Annotated in this window: 16 protein-coding genes; 11 read left to right on the top strand and 5 right to left on the bottom strand. The window is 38.4% G+C overall.

The genetic code is table 11. The features are described from left to right. The first annotated feature begins 204 nt into the window (after positions 1-204). The 11 genes from dnaB to AC58NB_RS00185 all read left to right on the top strand — a co-directional run bounded on the left by dnaB (position 205) and on the right by AC58NB_RS00185 (position 11,821). Positions 205-1,569 carry a replicative DNA helicase gene (gene dnaB / locus AC58NB_RS00135; RefSeq protein WP_497424781.1) on the top strand — a complete coding sequence of 455 codons (1,365 nt, stop codon included), beginning with the start codon at positions 205-207 and terminating at the stop codon, positions 1,567-1,569. A gap of 179 nt (positions 1,570-1,748) precedes the next feature. Continuing rightward, positions 1,749-3,038 carry an adenylosuccinate synthase gene (locus AC58NB_RS00140; RefSeq protein ID WP_497424782.1) on the top strand — a complete coding sequence of 430 codons (1,290 nt, stop codon included), beginning with the start codon at positions 1,749-1,751 and terminating at the stop codon, positions 3,036-3,038. 266 nt (positions 3,039-3,304) lie between these two features. Further along, positions 3,305-4,015: a response regulator YycF gene (gene yycF, locus AC58NB_RS00145; protein WP_497424783.1), complete on the top strand. Its 711-nt coding sequence runs from the start codon at positions 3,305-3,307 to the stop codon at positions 4,013-4,015. 5 nt (positions 4,016-4,020) lie between these two features. Next, positions 4,021-5,844, top strand: coding sequence for a cell wall metabolism sensor histidine kinase WalK (gene walK, locus AC58NB_RS00150; RefSeq protein WP_497424784.1), 1,824 nt, complete (start codon positions 4,021-4,023; stop codon positions 5,842-5,844). Further along, positions 5,841-7,145 (top strand): YycH family regulatory protein, encoded by a 1,305-nt coding sequence (locus AC58NB_RS00155; RefSeq protein WP_497424785.1) that lies wholly within the window; start codon positions 5,841-5,843, stop codon positions 7,143-7,145. The genes walK and AC58NB_RS00155 overlap by 4 nt, the downstream gene beginning before the upstream one ends. Further along, on the top strand, positions 7,132-7,920 hold the full coding sequence (locus tag AC58NB_RS00160; RefSeq protein ID WP_497424786.1) for a two-component system regulatory protein YycI: 789 nt from the start codon (positions 7,132-7,134) through the stop codon (positions 7,918-7,920). Before AC58NB_RS00155 ends, AC58NB_RS00160 begins: the two co-directional genes overlap by 14 nt. Before the next feature lie 6 nt (positions 7,921-7,926). Continuing rightward, entirely contained in the window at positions 7,927-8,721 is a 795-nt protein-coding gene (locus tag AC58NB_RS00165) for an MBL fold metallo-hydrolase (RefSeq protein WP_497424787.1), read from the top strand. A gap of 201 nt (positions 8,722-8,922) precedes the next feature. Then, positions 8,923-10,119 (top strand): S1C family serine protease, encoded by a 1,197-nt coding sequence (locus AC58NB_RS00170; protein ID WP_497424788.1) that lies wholly within the window; start codon positions 8,923-8,925, stop codon positions 10,117-10,119. 108 nt (positions 10,120-10,227) lie between these two features. After that, positions 10,228-10,410, top strand: coding sequence for a CxxH/CxxC protein (locus AC58NB_RS00175; protein WP_497424789.1), 183 nt, complete (start codon positions 10,228-10,230; stop codon positions 10,408-10,410). Positions 10,411-10,493: 83 nt separating this feature from the next. Then, positions 10,494-10,973: a 23S rRNA (pseudouridine(1915)-N(3))-methyltransferase RlmH gene (gene rlmH / locus AC58NB_RS00180; RefSeq protein ID WP_497424790.1), complete on the top strand. Its 480-nt coding sequence runs from the start codon at positions 10,494-10,496 to the stop codon at positions 10,971-10,973. Positions 10,974-11,188: 215 nt separating this feature from the next. Further along, positions 11,189-11,821 (top strand): YczE/YyaS/YitT family protein, encoded by a 633-nt coding sequence (locus AC58NB_RS00185; protein ID WP_497424791.1) that lies wholly within the window; start codon positions 11,189-11,191, stop codon positions 11,819-11,821. A gap of 252 nt (positions 11,822-12,073) precedes the next feature. Here AC58NB_RS00185 and gdhA read toward each other — a convergent pair whose 3' ends face one another. From gdhA to AC58NB_RS00210, 5 genes are all read right to left on the bottom strand, one after another. After that, the gene (gdhA, locus tag AC58NB_RS00190) at positions 12,074-13,456 is read right to left on the bottom strand and encodes an NADP-specific glutamate dehydrogenase (protein ID WP_497424792.1); all 1,383 of its coding nucleotides are present in this window, start codon (positions 13,454-13,456) and stop codon (positions 12,074-12,076) included. A gap of 329 nt (positions 13,457-13,785) precedes the next feature. Further along, positions 13,786-15,189 (bottom strand): decarboxylating NADP(+)-dependent phosphogluconate dehydrogenase, encoded by a 1,404-nt coding sequence (gene gnd / locus AC58NB_RS00195; protein WP_497424793.1) that lies wholly within the window; start codon positions 15,187-15,189, stop codon positions 13,786-13,788. A gap of 70 nt (positions 15,190-15,259) precedes the next feature. Then, positions 15,260-16,606 (bottom strand): GntP family permease, encoded by a 1,347-nt coding sequence (locus AC58NB_RS00200; RefSeq protein ID WP_497424794.1) that lies wholly within the window; start codon positions 16,604-16,606, stop codon positions 15,260-15,262. Positions 16,607-16,618: 12 nt separating this feature from the next. Then, positions 16,619-18,160, bottom strand: a complete 1,542-nt coding sequence (gene gntK, locus AC58NB_RS00205; protein ID WP_497424795.1) for a gluconokinase — start codon at positions 18,158-18,160, stop codon at positions 16,619-16,621. 61 nt (positions 18,161-18,221) lie between these two features. After that, on the bottom strand, positions 18,222-18,884 hold the full coding sequence (locus tag AC58NB_RS00210) for a GntR family transcriptional regulator (protein WP_497424796.1): 663 nt from the start codon (positions 18,882-18,884) through the stop codon (positions 18,222-18,224). Positions 18,885-19,117: the final 233 nt, after the last annotated feature.

Genomic DNA, 19,117 nt, shown 5'->3' on the forward strand with positions numbered 1-19,117 from the left:
GGAAATAATTTTACCGAAAAAGTGATGAAAAGCTTATTAGCTGATTTCATCACTTTTTTTTAGTATGATAGGGATTACAATGTAAACGGCAAAAAATTTCCTATACCTATTCTCGTCATTTCCATATACAATAGAAGAGCAATTGATTTTATTTGATGAGATAAATACACGATTACGTTTAAATAGATAAAGGAGGTTTGCCGAATGAATGAGCTCTTTACTGATTTGGTTCCACCGCAAAATGTGGAGGCGGAACAAGCGGTTTTAGGAGCAATTTTTCTTGTGCCTTCCTCTTTAATACTTGCTTCTGAGATTTTACTACCAGAGGATTTTTATAGAAGTGCACATCAAAAAATCTTCCTCGTTATGTTAAAGCTAAATGATAAAGGAAAGGCTGTTGATTTAGTTACCGTAACAGAGGAACTGAGTGCAACGAAGCAACTTGAAGAGGTAGGGGGAGTTCCCTACTTAACTGAATTGGCATCATCTGTACCTACTGCTGCCAATATTGAATATTATGCCCGAATTGTAGAAGAAAAGTCTGTCTTAAGAAGATTGATTAATACAGCAACCGGCATTGTCCAGGATGGTTATACTCGTGAAGATGAAGTGGAGAATCTTTTGGGCGAAGCTGAAAAAAGTATTATGGAGGTTGCCTCCCGTAAAAATGCAGGAGCCTTCCATAATATCAAGGACGTTTTAGTTCGCACCTACGATAATATTGAGCTGCTGCATAACCGTGTAGGGGATGTAACTGGTATCCCGACAGGTTTTAATGATTTAGATCGAATGACGGCAGGTTTTCAGCGAAATGATTTGATTATCGTAGCAGCCCGTCCATCTGTAGGTAAGACAGCTTTTGCCCTTAATATTGCTCAAAATGTCGCGACTAAGACGGATGAAAATGTTGCGATTTTCAGTTTGGAGATGGGGGCAGAGCAATTAGTTATGCGTATGCTTTGTGCTGAGGGCAATATTAATGCCCAAAACCTTAGAACAGGTTCCCTGACAGATGAAGATTGGCGTAAATTAACGTTAGCGATGGGTAGCTTATCGAATACAGGGATATATATTGATGATACCCCGGGCGTTAGAATTAGTGAGATTCGTTCAAAATGCCGACGTTTAAAACAGGAACATGGCCTTGGTATGATTTTGATCGACTATCTCCAGCTTATTCAGGGGAATGGAAGATCAGGCGAAAACAGACAACAGGAAGTATCGGAAATCTCCCGTTCTCTTAAAGCCCTTGCCAGGGAGCTTGAGGTTCCGGTAATCGCTCTTTCTCAGCTTTCTCGTGGTGTTGAGCAACGTCAAGATAAGCGCCCAATGATGTCTGATATTCGTGAGTCAGGAAGTATTGAGCAAGATGCGGATATTGTTGCTTTCCTTTACAGGGAAGACTACTATGATAAAGAAACTGAAAACCAGAATGTCATCGAAATCATTATTGCGAAACAGAGGAATGGCCCAGTTGGAACGGTTCAGCTGGCATTCGTAAAAGAATATAATAAATTCGTTAACTTAGAACGAAGATTCCAGGATGATGCTATCCCATCTGGAGCATAATAAATAGACCCACCTTCATAAAGGTGGGTCTATTTATTTTACTATAATATACGAACGTAAATTGATTTTTATATATAAATGTTCGTGGTTTACTTGAAATTACCTATTATAATTGATACACTTAATTTGTTTGTTAAGCCAAAGTGCAAGATGTTGGTAAATTATTGGAGGTGTACAGAATGTCTTCAGTCGTAGTAGTAGGTACACAGTGGGGAGACGAAGGTAAAGGAAAGATTACTGATTTCCTTTCAGAAAATGCAGAAGTAATTGCCAGATATCAAGGCGGAAATAATGCAGGACATACAATAAAATTTAATGGTGAAACATATAAGCTTCATTTGATTCCATCCGGTATTTTCTATAAGGATAAAATATCGGTAATTGGAAATGGTATGGTCGTTGACCCAAAAGCACTTATTAAAGAACTTACTTATCTGCACGATCGTGGAATATCCACAGATAATTTACGTATTAGTAACAGAGCCCATGTCATTCTTCCCTATCATCTTAAACTAGATGAAGTAGAAGAAGATAGAAAAGGAAATAATAAAATAGGGACAACTAAAAAAGGTATTGGCCCTGCTTACATGGATAAAGCAGCCCGTATCGGAATCCGAATTGCCGATTTATTGGATAAAGAAGTATTTGAAGAGAAACTAACAAGAAACCTAGAAGAAAAAAATAGGATGCTGGAACGTTTCTATGAAACAGAAGGCTTTACCATGGATGATTTCTTCGAGGAATATTATGAATATGGACAGCAAATCAAACATTATGTATGTGATACATCTGTGGTATTAAATGATGCCTTAGATGAAGGACGCCGTGTTTTATTTGAAGGAGCACAAGGGGTAATGCTTGATATTGATCAGGGAACATACCCATTTGTAACATCCTCTAACCCGGTTGCCGGTGGTGTGACAATCGGTTCCGGAGTTGGGCCGTCTAAAATCAATCATGTTGTCGGTGTATGTAAAGCCTACACAACACGTGTGGGTGATGGACCATTCCCAACCGAGCTTGATGACGAGATTGGTCATCAAATTCGTGAAGTAGGAAGAGAGTATGGCACTACAACGGGCCGTCCAAGAAGGGTAGGCTGGTTTGATAGCGTGGTTGTTCGCCATGCACGTCGTGTCAGTGGAATCACTGATCTTTCCCTTAACTCTATTGACGTTTTAACAGGCATTGAGACATTAAAAATTTGTGTTGCTTATCGTCACAAGGGGAAAGTAATGGAGGAGTTCCCGGCAAGCCTTAAAGTATTGGCAGAATGTGAACCTGTCTATGAAGAGCTTCCAGGCTGGACAGAGGATATTACAGGAGTGAAGACATTGTCTGAGCTGCCTGCTAATGCAAGGACCTATTTAGAAAGGGTATCGCAATTAACGGGTATTCCATTATCCATCTTTTCAGTAGGACCAGATCGTAATCAAACGAATATATTACGCAACCCATACGGTATTTAAGAATGAATGGCTGGCAGACGAAGTGTTTGTCAGCCTTTTTACGAAATGAATCATTTTGTGAGTGTAAATTATATATGGAATTAAAGGGGTTAGACACCAGTCTAATCCTTTTTAGTATGCATCATTGTCTATATTTGGGATTTTATTTTAAAAAGATGACCTGTTTAAATAGAAATGGTAAAGTAGATTTAAGATAGGTTAACAAGCATATGACATTTTGATGTCTATCATATATATATTTTATTTTTATAAGGGAGAAACGGACTATGGATAAGAAGATATTAGTTGTAGATGATGAAAAGCCCATTGCAGATATATTACAGTTCAATTTAAAAAAAGAAGGGTTTGATGTGTATTGTGCCTATGATGGTAATGATGCCATTAAGCTGGTAGAAGAGCTGCAGCCTGATTTGATTTTATTGGATATCATGCTTCCTCAACAGGACGGAATGGAAGTTTGCAGAGAAGTACGGAAAAAATATGATATGCCAATTATTATGTTGACGGCGAAAGACTCTGAAATAGATAAGGTGCTGGGTCTTGAGCTGGGTGCAGACGATTATGTAACAAAGCCTTTCAGTACACGTGAATTAATTGCACGGGTTAAAGCAAATTTACGCAGACAAAAGCATGCTGCCAATCAACAGGAAGATAATGAAGAAACAAATGAAATTACGATTGGCAATCTGGTTATACACCCTGATTCCTATATGGTATCTAAAAGAGGAGAAACGATTGAATTAACCCATAGAGAGTTTGAGTTGCTCTTTTATCTCGCTAAACATATTGGACAGGTCATGACAAGGGAGCATCTTTTGCAGACAGTATGGGGATATGATTACTATGGTGATGTCAGAACAGTCGATGTAACGGTCAGACGTTTACGCGAGAAAATAGAAGATAATCCAAGTCATCCTGCATGGATTGTTACAAGAAGAGGAGTTGGATACTACCTCCGTCATCCTGAACAGGAGTAAAAGTTATGAGAAAAGTAGGTTTCTTTAAATCGATTTATTTTAAGTTTGTACTGATTTATGTATTGCTCATATTAGTTGCTATGCAAATTATCGGAGTTTATTTTGCACAGGGACTTGAGCAGCAGTTATTGGATAATTTTAAGAGTTCCATCCAGGAGCGGGTAACCATTTTATCCTATAGCTTGGAGAAAGAAATAACAGAAACTCGTAAAGTCGGCGAGCCTACCTTAATAGAAGATATTAAGACAACATTAGAGGGCTATTCATCCGGTGACATTACCGAGATACGGGTAATGGATCAGGACTCCAAAATCATCGGTACTTCTGATCCAGAGAAGCAGAATATTATTGGGAGCCGTTCGACCGAAAAATTAGTCATTAGTGCTTTTAATCAAGGAACTCCCCAAAAGGAAATTAGATTTGACTCACAGACGGGAAAAAGGATTCTAATTTGGTCTGAACCTATTGTGAGTGATGGACAAATTATCGGGAGTTTATATCTCAATACAAAAATAGAAAATGTCTATGCCCAATTAAAACAAATTAACACCATAATGGCGAGAGGAACCATTATATCTCTTATTGTTACAGCCTTTTTGGGTGTTTTATTGGCACAGACGATAACACGACCAATATCCGATATGCGTAAGCAAGCGTTAGCTATGTCACGGGGTAACTTTTCAAGAAAAGTTAAGATATATGGATATGATGAAATTGGTCAATTGGCAATTACATTTAATAATTTGACGAAAAAGCTTCAGGACGCACAAGCGACAACCGACGCAGAGAAAAGAAAGCTGTCTTCTGTCTTGACTAACATGACCGATGGCGTACTTACAACAGATCGCAGAGGCCGAGTTATTTTGATTAACGATACGGCATTGTCCATGTTGAAGGTTTCACGTGAAACATCCTTGTCAAAGCCAATCACAGAGGTTTTGGGTCTGGAGGACACCTACACCTTTGATCAATTGCTGAGTGAGAAGGAATCCATTATTCTTAACTACAGTAATGAGAAAAAATTGCTTTATTTAAGAGCAAATTTCTCCGTCATTCAAAGAGAAACAGGATTTATTAATGGATTAATTGTGGTTCTTCACGATATTACTGAGCAGGAGAAAATCGATGAGGAAAGAAGAGAGTTTGTTGCGAACGTTTCACATGAATTGAGAACGCCGCTAACGACGATGAGAAGTTATTTGGAGGCTTTAGCAGATGGTGCCATGGATGATAAAGAATTGGCTCCACGCTTCCTGAATATAGCTCAAACTGAAACAGAGCGTATGATTAGATTAGTCAATGATCTATTGCAGTTGTCGAAGCTGGATAATACAGATTACAAGCTGTCCACAACTTGGGTTGATTTTGGCCGCTATTTCCACAGAATTATAGATCGGTTTGAAATGTCCAAATCTCGAAATGTAACCTTCAAGCGTCTAATTCCATCAGAGCCAATAGGCGTTGAAATAGATGAAGATAAAATCACTCAGGTGCTTGATAATATTATTTCAAATGCATTGAAATATTCACCTGAGGGTGGTCAGATTACCTTCAAGCTGCAAGTGATCGGACAATTTGTTGAAATCAGTGTTAGAGATGAAGGAATGGGAATACCGAAAGAGAATGTAGCTAAGATATTTGAAAGATTCTACCGTGTAGATAAGGCTAGATCAAGAAAAATGGGCGGAACAGGTTTAGGCCTTGCTATAGCAAAAGAAATGATTGAAGCACATAAAGGTCATATTTGGGCTTCCAGTGAGGAAGGGAAAGGGACAACCATCTTCTTTACCCTCCCATATGAAACATTACAAGAGGATGATTGGGAATGAGCTGGGAAGGATTTAAAAATATCTTATTGGTGTCCCTCATTTTGATAAGCGGTCTACTGACCTGGTCCTATTGGTTTTACCAGCCAAGCTATGATGTGGCTGAAAAGGATAATTATGTACAAGAGAAAATCATCAGTAATCTTGAACCAGATGAAGTCGTAAAGCCAACAAAAATGATTTATCATAAAGATGGTTTATCCTATGGCACTAACTCAGAGGATATGATTGCACTTGCAACAAGTTCATTAAAAAAGTGGAACATGTTTAACTTTCAGGATCAATCAACAAAATATAAAAGTGCTGCGGATATCCAATCGTTCAGCGAAAAGGATGGAATCATTGAGTTGATTTTTAATGATATCGTCCCGCTAGCTTTTTATAAAAACTATTTAAAAATAGAAGACGATGAGTTGCCGGATGTCAGTTTTGACCGTATCCTTGTTCATACTGATCGGGATTCTATCTACTTTGTTTCCAATAAAAAGAAAATGGTACTGGAAACATCAGTTGATAAAAGTTTGGTTGAAACCTTTAAAAAGGAATTTGCAAGAGTGGATCTTTTGAAGCCATATAAAAAGGTAAGACTATCGAAAACGAACTCCATCTTTGTTCCATCTGGACAAGTAAAGGTAAAAGGATATGATTTTCTTACCAAAACCTCGGATGTGAATAGCTATAAAGAAGCTTTGTTTATAAGACCAAGCAGTGTCAAACAGGAAGGCGATATTTATACGGATGGATTGAGTATATTGAAAAAGAACTCAAAAACATCGATGATAGAATATAAAAATCTTGTAGTCGGAGCAAAAGAAGAGACGACGCTGGAAACTCATATCTTACAAAGAAGTATTGAATTTATTAATAATCATGCAGGATGGGATAGACGCCATCGTTACGCTTCAATGGATGAGAATAGCCGCGAAATATCTTTTCGATTGTATATCGACGGTCTTCCAGTCTTCAATGATGATGGAATGACAGAAATCAAGTTGGAATATGGGACTCAAAATGTTAAGAGATATGAACGATCCTATGTCAATCCAGCTGATGATCCTTTGGATCAAAAAGAGTTCACACTTCCTACGTCTGAAGAAGCTTTAAAGGCATTTAAGGATGATAGGAGTAAACAATTTGATGCAGATAAACTTACGGATATGACCGTTGGATATAGGTTGAATCAGTATGATAACTCAGGCACGACTCTTTTAGGATTAACACCTGTCTGGTACTATCATTATGATGGGAACTGGGTCGGAATCTCCGAAGAAGATATAGGAGGCAGTATGGATGGATTGGAATAAGACAAAAGGGCTCTTCATTGTTGTGTTTCTCATCCTAGATGTATTCCTCTTATATCAGTTCCTTGATTTTAGAGCGGCAAAGCTTGAGGTGAACAAGGAATCAACCATTGAAGAAAGGCTAAAGGCTGAGGGAATCTCTTATCATGTGGGTACTCAGGAAAGACTTAGTGAAAAGACAATAAGTGCTAAGCCTAAAGAATTCAATAAAGAGGAATTAAATACTCTTAAAGATCAAACCTTTATCATTGATAATAAAAGTATCATTCGATCGACACTTCATAAACCAATACCAATCGGTACCGGCGAAGGAAAATATTTTGAGCTTGAAAGTTTCATTAATAAAAAAGTATATTCAGGTAGTGAGTATAAATTTTGGCGTAAAGAAGATGGAAAAATAACTTATTACCAAACCTATAAGGGCCGCTTGCTTTTTAACAATAAAAACGGGGCCTTAGTATTTACGCTGAATGAAAAGGATGAAGTAGTTTCATATGTTCAAACCCTTCTAGACGATATCGAGGAATTTAATGAAAACCAAGAGATTAAACCACCCATTCAAGCAGTAGAAAGTTTATTGAATGGAGGATACCTGGCACAAGGCAGTGCGGTTTCAAAGGGAGAACTTGGTTTTTATACATTAATAGAGGTATCGGAATCGAAGGTGTTGGTTCTTGTACCCACATGGCATTTTACAGTAAATAAACAAGAGGATTATTTCGTAAAAGGCACTGATGGACAAGTATTGAATACAGAAGAAGGAAATGTAACGGAGTGAGGGAGAATGTCGATGAAATTTAGCGTTCTGGCCAGTGGAAGCACAGGAAATTCACTTTATGTAGAGTCAGGAGAACATTCCTTCCTAGTGGACGCTGGTTTAAGCGGCAAAAAAATGACCGAGCTATTAAATAAAATCAATAAAAAACCTGAAGACTTATCAGGAATTTTTGTCACACATGAGCACAGTGATCATATTAAAGGACTAGGAATCCTGGCTCGTAAATATCAGCTGCCTATTTATGCAAATGCCAACACATGGAGAGCGATGGATGGGTTAATTGGAGAAATTCCTACAGATTTAAAATTTGAATTTGGAATGGAGACCGTTAAAACATTTGGCAACCTTGATGTAGAGTCTTTTGGTGTTTCACACGATGCGGCAGAGCCAATGTTTTATGTATTCCATCAGGATGGCAAGAAGCTGGTGACAATTACAGATACAGGGTATGTAAGTGATCGGATGAAGGGCATAATTAAAAATGCCGATGTGTACATCTTTGAGAGCAATCATGATGTGAGTATGCTACGGATGGGGAGATATCCATGGAGCGTAAAGCGCCGGATACTAAGCGATGTAGGACATGTTTGCAATGAAGATGCAGCCATTGCTATGAGTGAAGTGGCGGGTGACCGGACGAAGCGCTTTTATCTTGCCCATTTAAGTAAAGATAATAATATGAAGGACCTGGCTCGTATGTCAGTCAGTCAAACGCTTGAAACAAAAGGAATCAGAGCCGGTGAACAATTTAGCCTATACGATACTGATCCAAACGAACCAACAGAATTAGTACTTATTTAACAGGGGATGTTTCCCCTGTTATTTTTTTAGGTATTAAATAAATGTTGGAAAAGCTTAGAGAATATTCATTAGTTGCCAATCATATGATTAAACGCTGCAACAAGAGTGTTCCTTTCGTTTCTGTTTGTGTTTATAAAATGGAAAACGACAAATACTAGATACGTATCGTATATAAGTAATTAGTGAAGGGAATGTTGGATATTGGGCTATTATGATCAAGATGATAATCAGTCAGAGCAACGGCAGACTAAAAGGAAAGACAACAAAGCAGGTTATTTTATTTCAGCTTTAATTGGTTCGATTATTGGGGCATTATTGGTCCTTCTAATGACAGGCAACATGAATAATAATAGTTTTAATCAGAATCATACAAACAACGGAGATAGATCATCAAAATTGACTCAAAATGTTTCGATGGATGTAACCACTGACGTGACAAAGGCAGTTGAAAAAACAGGAGATGCCGTAATAGGAATCACGAATATCCAAGGGTCCAATTTTTTTAATGAAACTCAGGAAGCAGGTACAGGCTCAGGAGTCATTTATAAAAAGGAAAATGGAAAAGCGTTTATTGTAACCAATAATCACGTGGTGGAGGGTGCCTCTTCTTTAGAAGTAACACTCGCTGATGGCACGAAAACACAAGCAACACCTCTAGGCAGCGATATATGGACAGATTTAGCAGTCATTCAAATTGCTGATAAAGGCATTGATACAGTTGCTGACTTTGGAGATTCTGATAAATTAAAGGTCGGAGAACCTGTCATTGCAATCGGAAATCCATTGGGATTAAATTTCTCAGGATCTGTGACTCAGGGAATTATCTCAGGTTTGAATAGAACGATCCCCATTGATGTGAATTCGGATGGCGTGGAGGACTGGAATGCAGAGGTTCTCCAAACAGATGCTGCGATTAATCCTGGTAATAGCGGGGGAGCGTTGGTTAATATAAGCGGCCAAGTAATTGGGATCAACTCCATGAAAATTGCAGAATCATCAGTTGAGGGAATTGGCTTATCCATCCCAATCAATTATGCCATACCGATTATTGAGGATTTAGAGGCGCATGGTAAAGTAAAACGTGCTTATATGGGAACGAGTCTGCGTTCTTTAAATGAAGTCACCAACTATCAGCGGCAAGAAACGTTAAAATTGCCTACGGATGTTACAGAAGGTGTGGTCATAACGAGTGTAGAAACAGGTTCTCCAGCTGCTAAGGCAGGTTTAAAGGAATTTGACGTCATCGTAGAGCTGGATGGAAAAAAAATTGCTAATGTACCTGAGCTCCGTAAACACTTATATGTAAATAAGCAAATTGGCGATAAAATGAAAGTAACGTACTATCGGAACGGGAACAAAGCTTCAACCGAAATGACATTGATTGAAGCCCAAATGTGATATAGTAGGTAGGGAAGCAGGGGATTCTAAAATTCCCTGCTTTAAATATGCTGTTCCATAATCGACTAGGAATTTAATCAAAAATAACAATAGAAATGGAGAATAGATATGAAAATTTATTGCTGTAAAGAACATGTAGAAATTGGACTGGATACAATCGTAGATGAGGCAGAAGTCCCGCCATTTATAAATGAGATTTCAGAGGAAGAAAATAAAGAAGTTACTAACAATTCTAAGGAATTCACCTGTGAATACTGTGGACAACCTGCTATATATATTGTGGCGAACTAATATTCGGGCACAATATGTGGATATGGGTTGTGCATATGTGGATAACTCCTGTGGATAAAATGTTTGTAAAGTGAGGGTAACATGTGAATATCTCGATTATAACTGTAGGTAAATTGAAGGAGAAATATTTAAAACAGGGAATCGAAGAGTATGTAAAAAGATTATCGGCCTATGCCAAAATAGATATTATTGAAATACCTGATGAAAAAGCTCCAGAAACATTAAGCGATTTGGAAATGCTGCAGGTTAAAGCAAAAGAAGGTGAGCGAATCCTCTCCAAAATTTCAGATGACACTCATGTCATTGCTCTCGCTATTGAGGGAAAAATGAAGTCATCGGAGGAACTGGCAGACACGATCGATAAACTCGCCACCTACGGAAAAAGTAAGGTAGCCTTTGTCATTGGCGGTTCGCTCGGCTTAAGTAAAGATGTGATGAAACGAGCAAATGATACCCTGTCCTTTTCAAAAATGACTTTTCCCCACCAATTGATGAGGTTAATCTTGGTGGAGCAAATATATAGGGCATTTCGGATTAACCGTGGGGAACCGTATCATAAGTAAGGTGTTTTATCTTAATATGTTTTTCTTCTGGAACGTATTTGAAAGAGGCTTAGTCATAGATAAAGTCCAAGTGAATTCCTGTAGAGTTGGCGTATGGCAGTTAGGGAATTAAGATTCATTTTAGGATCGTATCTTTTTCAGAAAATATAGATTACAATTTCTGTCCCAATTTAATGGTATAGTAAAAAAATAAAATATACGTTAGAGGGACAGTTATGAAAAGGAAATGGATGTTACGCTGGGCTTTTTTTATTTTTGGATTAATGGTATTGGCATTTGGGATATCGCTAACAATTAAAGGGAAGTTTTTAGGGATTGGACCATGGGATGTTTTTCATTATGGACTATTTACTAAATTCGGATTTACTATTGGGACTTGGTCGATCATAAGTGGACTATTACTTTTGTTTATCAGTTCAGCTTTCAATAAAGCATGGCCACAAATAGGATCATTTCTGAATATGATGTTGCTTGGACTATTTATTGATCTTTTTAATTGGATGATACCTAGTATTGATAATTTGATAGGAGCAACAATTGCCTTTATTATAGGTGTTGGTTTAATGGGATATGGTATTGGATTATACGTTTCTGCTGATCTTGGAGCAGGACCTAGAGATAGCTTTATGTTTTTAATTGTTGAAAAAATGGGCTGGAGTATCCCATTAGTCAGAAATGGAATTGAAGTAATCGTTTTTCTCGTTGGTTGGATGTTAGGAGGTCCTGTTGGTGTTGGAACCGTGCTCATTGCGTTTGGGTTGGGTCCGATTTTGGGCTATTCTATTCCTCAATGTAAGAAGTTGATGGCCTATTTTCTTGATCAAAAGGATCACCTGATAACGTCTTGAGTATATAAACAGATGGATTTTTTCATAAGGTGGATTTTGCAATTTTAGTACCTGATTGTTGATACCTTGTCTTACTAAATTACAAATCAAGCAAAAAGGATGTCCTGGCTTTAAGGACATCCTTTTTGTATTTATCTGATCATAATAGATAGAAGTAATCGGATATTGATTTTTGATATGTCTTTGTTCACACTACTCAAGGTCATATCAAATAATGAAACAATTAGATTATGATGTCTGATAAAAAGTATATTAAATAACTCCCTGTGCAATCATGGCATCGGCTACTTTTTTAAAGCCTGCGATATTAGCGCCTACAACCAAGTTGCCTGGGTGGCCATAGTCCTCAGCAGCTTTGACGCTGTTTTTATAAATGCTAATCATAATATCCTTCAATTTCGCATCAACTTCTTCAAATGTCCAGGATAATCGAGCGCTGTTTTGTGCCATTTCTAAAGCAGATACTGCTACACCGCCTGCATTGGCAGCTTTTGCTGGACCAAAAAGGATATGGTTATTCAAAAACACTTCAATAGCTTCAGAGGTAGATGGCATATTAGCGCCTTCACCGATGGCTTTTAGTCCATTTGCAACGAGCATTTCCGCTGATTTTTTATTAATTTCATTTTGTGTGGCACATGGCAAGGCAATGTCACATGGGATGGACCAAATGCCGGAGCATCCTTCCGTATATTGTGCCTGTGGATGTTCTTCTATATAAGCCGAGATTCTTTTCCGTTCAACTTCCTTTAGACGTTTTACGGTTTCTAGGTTAATACCGTTTGGGTCGTGTATATAGCCGTTAGAATCACTGCAGGCGACAACCTTTGCGCCTAGTTGTGCAGCTTTTTCGATTGCATAGATGGAAACATTACCTGAACCGGATACCACAACTGTACTTCCGTTAAAGCTAAGCCCTTGTTCCTTAAGCATTTCCTGTACAAAGTAAACAGTGCCATATCCAGTAGCTTCTGTTCGAGTTAAGCTTCCACCGTACCCAAGCCCTTTTCCTGTCAGGATACCCGCCTCATAGCCACCGCATATTCTTTTGTACTGTCCAAATAGGAATCCAATTTCTCTGGCTCCAACGCCAATATCACCAGCTGGTACATCTATATCCGGCCCGATATGTCTACTCAGTTCCGTCATAAAGCTTTGAGTGAATCTCATGATTTCTCCATCAGATTTCCCTTTAGGGTCGAAGTCGGCGCCACCTTTGCCTCCTCCAATCGGCTGACCGGTAAGAGCGTTTTTAAAAATCTGCTCAAAGCCGAGAAATTTAATAATACTTGCATTAACAGTGGGGTGGAATCTCAAGCCGCCTTTATAGGGACCGATGGCACTGTTATATTGTACACGGAAGCCGCGGTTTATCTGAACCTTGCCCTGATCGTCGACCCAGGGGACTCGAAAGGTAATCATTCTTTCTGGCTCTACAATCCTTTCAAGGATATTTTGCTCCATATATTCTGGATGTCTAGCCAGTATAGGGACGAGTGAATCAAAGATTTCTTTAACAACCTGATGGAATTCCTTTTCATTAGGATTTCGCTTTTTGACTGTTTCAAATACTTCATCAACATAATTTTTTGCTATAATCGCTTCTCTGTCTTTAAGATCTGTTAATACAGTCATGCTGTTTTAAGCCCTCCCTTAGGTGAACAATAAATTAGTATGTACACTTTAGCCTAATAAAGAAATGATATACCAAATTATCTGATTTTTCAAATTCATGACTAAAAATCAATCTAAACAATATAAAAATAATAGTGAAATATAACAAATGGAGCTGGAGTAGGTTATCTTAGAGTGTAAGTGGAGTTTTATGAAGTAATGAAAAGCTGGAATACACATAACCACCAAATTGGCTATGTGTATTCCAGTTTTTTTGACTTTTTACCAGGTTACTTTTCTGGTTTTAACAGGTTTAACAGTTTTCTCATTCGTAATTTATAAACTTTCATTCACTCCCAATTTGTATGAAAGACGCCTTCTAAATCCCGCCGTTCATAGGTATGGGCACCGAAGAAGTCACGTTGTGCTTGCAGAAGAGAAGCGCTGGATGTTCCGGTCCGATAACTATCGTAGTAGGTGAGGGAAGCATTTAAACATGGGAAAGAGATACCTGATTGAATGCCCTCGCACACGATTTTGCGCAAACCTTTTTGATAGTCTTGGATCTTTTTCGTAAAGTAGGGAGAGATTAATAAGTTTGCCAGGCCAGGCTGTTCTTGATAGGCCTCACTTATGGCATTTAAAAATTCTGCGCGGATGATACAGCCGCCGCGGAAAATTAACGCAATGTCCTTCAAAGGCAAATTCCAATCGTAAAGTTCAGAAGTCATTTTATACTGTGTAAATCCTTGTGCGTAGGCACAGATTTTCCCCATATATAAGGCTTGTCGAACATATTCAATCCACACATCTTTATCAAGATTATGCTGTCCCTTTTCTGGTCCTGTTAAAATAGTCTCTGCCTTTACTCGTTCCTCTTTTAAAGAAGAAATATAACGGGCAAATAAAGACTCAGTTATAATCGAGGTAGGTATGCCGTTGTCGATAGATTGAATGCTTGTCCATTTACCTGTCCCTTTTTGTCCTGCTTTATCGAGAATGACATCGACCATTGGCAAGTTGGTTAAATCATCTTTTTTCTTCAAGATTTTTGCCGTAATTTCAATTAAGTAACTCTTCAGTTCTCCTTGGTTCCAGGTTTCAAAGATATCCGCTATTTCCTCAACAGATAAGTCTAAGCTCTCTCTTAAAAACGTATAAGCCTCTGCAATTAGCTGCATATCTGCGTACTCGATTCCGTTATGCACCATTTTTACAAAGTGACCAGCCCCTTTAGGACCAATATATACACAGCAAGGTTCACCTTTAACTTGTGCAGCTATTTTCGTAAGGATAGGTGCCACTTTTTCATAGGTGCTTTTATCACCGCCAGGCATAATGGAAGGACCAGTTAGAGCACCGACTGCTCCACCTGAAACCCCAATTCCTAAGTAACTGATACCTTTTAACTTCAGTTCCTCGTATCGGCGTTCCGTATCTTCATAATGAGCGTTACCGCCGTCCATAATAATATCGCCTTCTTCAAGAAAGGGGACTAAGGAACTGATGATTGAATCAGTGGCCTTGCCTGCAGTAACCATAAGAAAGATTTTCCTCGGAGTTTCTAAGGATTGTACAAAAGCTTCTAGCTTGTAGTAGGGCTTAATTGTTTCCCCATCAAGTTTTTGTACAAGTTTATCGGTTAAATCACTTGTGTAATTATATACAGCCACTTGTTCGCCTCGACTAGCCATATTTAAAGCGATATTACTGCCCATAACGCCTAAACCAATAACACCAATTGTATTGACCATTTTTCCTGCTCCTTTTCTAAATCAATAGGCAGTAACCCTTTAAAGTGAGGTGTTACTGCCTAGAAAGAGATTACACGAATAAGCTTATCAAAAGAATAAATCCTAATCCAGCTACGGATATAATGGTTTCGAGTAAGGTCCAGGTTGCAAATGTTTCCTTCATGCTTAATCCAAAGTATTCTTTGAACATCCAGAAACCGGCGTCATTAACATGAGAGGCGATAACACTGCCTGCGCCTGTCGCAAGAACAACCAGAGCCAGGTTGACATCCGTTTGTCCCAACATCGGAATCACGAGTCCAGCTGTTGTTAATGCAGCCACTGTTGCAGATCCCAATGAAATACGTAGAATGGCAGCAATAATCCAAGCTAGCAGGATAGGGGATAAGGAAGTTCCATTGAATAATTCAGCTACATAATCGCCCACACCGCCATCAATTAAGACTTGTTTGAAGGCACCGCCGCCTCCAATAATTAGGAGCATCATTCCAATATGTGTGATCGCAACTGTACAGGATTCCATTACATTTTTAATTGGGATTTTTCTTGCCAACCCCATTGAATAAATGGCAAATAATAAAGAGATGAGCATAGAAGTGCCAGCTTCACCAATAAATCGAATAGTTGCCAGGAAACTATTATCTTCAAATCCTATCGTTTTTTGAAGAAGGGTAACAATCGTAGCAATAGACATTAGGATAACTGGAAATAAAGCAGTAAATACACTGATTCCAAATCCAGGTGTCTCTTCCAACTTGAATTCCTTGTGTTCTCCTAAAGAAGCAATATCACCGGTTTTTGTAAATGAATTTGGTACCATCTTTTTAGCAAGTTTCGTGAATACAGGTCCGGCTAAAATAACCGTCGGAACAGCCACAATAAAACCATAGAGTAATACTTCGCCAATGTTTGCGCCATATTCACCCGCAATAACAGTAGGCCCCGGATGTGGAGGTAAGAATCCATGAGTAACAGATAAAGCGGCTACCATTGGAATACCAAGATACAAAATAGAAATCTTTAATTCTCTTGAAATCGCAAAGACGATTGGAATTAATAAGACTAATCCCACTTCAAAAAAGAGGGCAACCCCGATAATAAAGGAGGCCACAACGACAGCCCATTGAATATTTTTCTCGCCAAATTTATTAACAAGAGTCATCGCAATACGTTGGGCGCCCCCTGAATCGGCAATCAACTTACCTAACATAGCTCCAAGTCCAAAGACTAATGCCAAGTGGCCGAGCGTTCCGCCTAATCCGGCTTCAATCGTAGCGACAATTTGTTCTACAGGCATTCCAAGTGCTAAAGCAACGCCGAAAGATACAATGATTAATGAGATAAAGGTGTTTAGTTTTAAGCCCATAATTAATATCAATAAAGCAACAATTCCGATTGCAACAATAACTAATGGCATTTTCAGTTCCCCCTAGTGCTGTTTGATTAAACTTCTTTGGTAGCTGGCGATACGTGAATAATCTTCTTCTAATAATCTGGATAAGCTAATAAAAATCGGCAGTAATTGTCTGTACTCTTTTGTTGCTTCTTCCTTAGGTGTGTGTTTAAAGGTGTTGCCAACCATTTCAGAAACAATTTCAAATGAGTCAATTTTTCCGGTAGCATATAAGCCCAAAATACAGGCACCTAAACATGAACTTTCATAACTTTCAGGTACGACTACCTCTGATGCAAAGATGTCGGCCATCATTTGTCTCCAAACCTCTGATCTGGCAAAGCCTCCTGTTGCTTGAATACGTGTAACTGGGCCATCCATGCATTCAATCAACGCTAGAAATACGGTGTATAGATTGTAAATAACACCTTCTAAAGCTGCCCGAATCATATGTTCTTTTTTATGTGACATGGTTAAACCGAAGAAAGATCCACGTACATCAGGATTCCATAATGGTGCACGTTCACCTGCAAGGTATGGGTGGAATAAAAGCCCATCTGAACCTGGTCTTACTCGTTCGGCAATCTTGGTTAGTACTTCATAAGGGTCAATTCCCAGTCTTTTAGCTGTTTCTACTTCTGAAGATGCAAGCTCATCCCGAATCCAGCGCAGGACCATCCCGCCATTATTTACTGGCCCGCCAATGACCCAATGTTTTTCCGTTAGGGCATAACAGAAGATGCGTCCTTTTTCATCTGTTTGCGGCTTATCAATAATCGTTCGAATAGCACCGCTTGTCCCAATCGTTACGGCCACTTCACCTTTGCGGATTGCATTTACACCTAAATTCGACAACACTCCATCACTGGCCCCAATCACAAATGGGGTTTGTGGATCGATCCCTAATTGTTTTGCTAAATCTGGATTACAGTTGCTGAAAACCCTGGTTGTGGGTACGAGTTCGGATAATAGGGAAGGGGTAATACCAGCAATTTTTAATGCTTCTTCATCCCAATCCAGTTTTTCAAGATTCATCATTCCCATGCATGAAGCAATAGAATGATCGACAACATATTGATTAAAGAATCTCTTGAAGATAAATTCTTTAATTCCAATATATTTTTTCGTTTTGGCAGCAATTTCAGGGCGTTCATTTACAATCCAGGCGATTTTACTTAATGGTGACATGGGATGAATCGGTGTTCCGGTGCGTTTATAGACTTCATGTCCATTCAACTCATCTTTAATTTTATGAGCCCATGCTTCACTGCGATTATCTGCCCACGAGATGACCGGCGTAAGCGGTTGGTCATTCTCATCCATAGCGATGACACTGTGCATGGCACTGCTAAAAGAAATAATTGATAGTTCTTTATCTGAATGGAGTTTCATAATGTTCGTTATAACCTGTAGGACAGCCTGGAAAATCTCTTCTGGATTTTGTTCAGCTGTAGAGATATCCGGTGTATAGAGCGGGTACCCACTATTTTCATACTGGATGACTTCACCTTGTTCACTAAATAACACGGCCTTGGTACTTGTGGTACCAATATCAATGCCTAACATATAGCTGCTCATTTTGTTATTCAACCCCTTTAGCTAGTATTTGTTGTGACCTCCACAGGTCATCCACTTTCCCTTAAACATCATCAAAGTTTTCATGTAAAGACTTAATCATGAGATTTCTATCTTTTGCTTTTATCGCATCAATATAGAGATCATGGTTTTTAACAATCCTAGTAAAGTCCTCATATTCTTCCTTGAATCGCATACGCATCGATAAAAGAATGAAACTTTCCATTACAGGCTTTAAATTATTCCAGATCATCAGAATGTAGGAGTGATCAATGGAGCGGATGATGGTTTCGTGGAAGAGAACGTCCTGGTAAGAAAATTCATCAGCATCCTGATATTTAATCGCAACCTTCATCATTTCTAGTATTTTGCTAAGTTCCATTGCTAGTTCAGTTGTGTCCATTCTTGCTAGACGTTCAAATACGAATGTTTCGATTAGTAGACGAACATCATATATTTCTTTGATTTCTTTTTCTGTTAAACCAATTACAACAGCACCCATTTTTTCTAAACGGATAATATTTTCAGATGCTAGTATTTTTAACGCATCACGGATAGGTGAACGGCTTACAGCAAAATCTGCAGCTAATTTATTTTCTGAAAGGGTGGTACCGCTTTCAATTATGCCGGCAATAATACGCATTCTGAGCTCATAGGCTACATGGTCTCCGGTTGAAGCTTTGGAAAGCCATTTTTTTGGATATAAAAATTCCTTCGTTTCATTCATATATTTTCACCTTTTAGAAAAATATTCAAGTATACCTGTATACATGTATTATAGTGGAAATTAATAGTAATGCAAGCGCTTTATGTAAACCACTATCAAAATTTTGAATGATTGATAAAAAGTAGATGGAGTATTCAGCAGGGGTTTTATAAAAATAATTTGTCCTTTTTTAGATAAAATTTCCCATAATCATTTTATTTTGTAAGTAATTACCTGTAAATTTATTGTATTAT

The sequence above is a fragment of the Pradoshia sp. TA40_28 genome, from assembly GCF_059694525.1.

Coding starts and splice junctions, on each gene's coding strand:
- AC58NB_RS00140 (WP_497424782.1), top strand. CDS start 1,749: ATGTCTTCAGTCGTAGTAGTAGGTACACAGTGGGGAGACGAAGGTAAA.
- AC58NB_RS00155 (WP_497424785.1), top strand. CDS start 5,841: ATGAGCTGGGAAGGATTTAAAAATATCTTATTGGTGTCCCTCATTTTG.
- gdhA (WP_497424792.1), bottom strand. CDS start 13,456: ATGACTGTATTAACAGATCTTAAAGACAGAGAAGCGATTATAGCAAAA.
- AC58NB_RS00160 (WP_497424786.1), top strand. CDS start 7,132: ATGGATTGGAATAAGACAAAAGGGCTCTTCATTGTTGTGTTTCTCATC.
- gnd (WP_497424793.1), bottom strand. CDS start 15,189: ATGGTCAATACAATTGGTGTTATTGGTTTAGGCGTTATGGGCAGTAAT.
- AC58NB_RS00185 (WP_497424791.1), top strand. CDS start 11,189: ATGAAAAGGAAATGGATGTTACGCTGGGCTTTTTTTATTTTTGGATTA.
- AC58NB_RS00165 (WP_497424787.1), top strand. CDS start 7,927: ATGTCGATGAAATTTAGCGTTCTGGCCAGTGGAAGCACAGGAAATTCA.
- dnaB (WP_497424781.1), top strand. CDS start 205: ATGAATGAGCTCTTTACTGATTTGGTTCCACCGCAAAATGTGGAGGCG.
- AC58NB_RS00175 (WP_497424789.1), top strand. CDS start 10,228: ATGAAAATTTATTGCTGTAAAGAACATGTAGAAATTGGACTGGATACA.
- gntK (WP_497424795.1), bottom strand. CDS start 18,160: ATGAGCAGCTATATGTTAGGCATTGATATTGGTACCACAAGTACCAAG.
- AC58NB_RS00210 (WP_497424796.1), bottom strand. CDS start 18,884: ATGAATGAAACGAAGGAATTTTTATATCCAAAAAAATGGCTTTCCAAA.
- yycF (WP_497424783.1), top strand. CDS start 3,305: ATGGATAAGAAGATATTAGTTGTAGATGATGAAAAGCCCATTGCAGAT.
- AC58NB_RS00200 (WP_497424794.1), bottom strand. CDS start 16,606: ATGCCATTAGTTATTGTTGCAATCGGAATTGTTGCTTTATTGATATTA.
- walK (WP_497424784.1), top strand. CDS start 4,021: ATGAGAAAAGTAGGTTTCTTTAAATCGATTTATTTTAAGTTTGTACTG.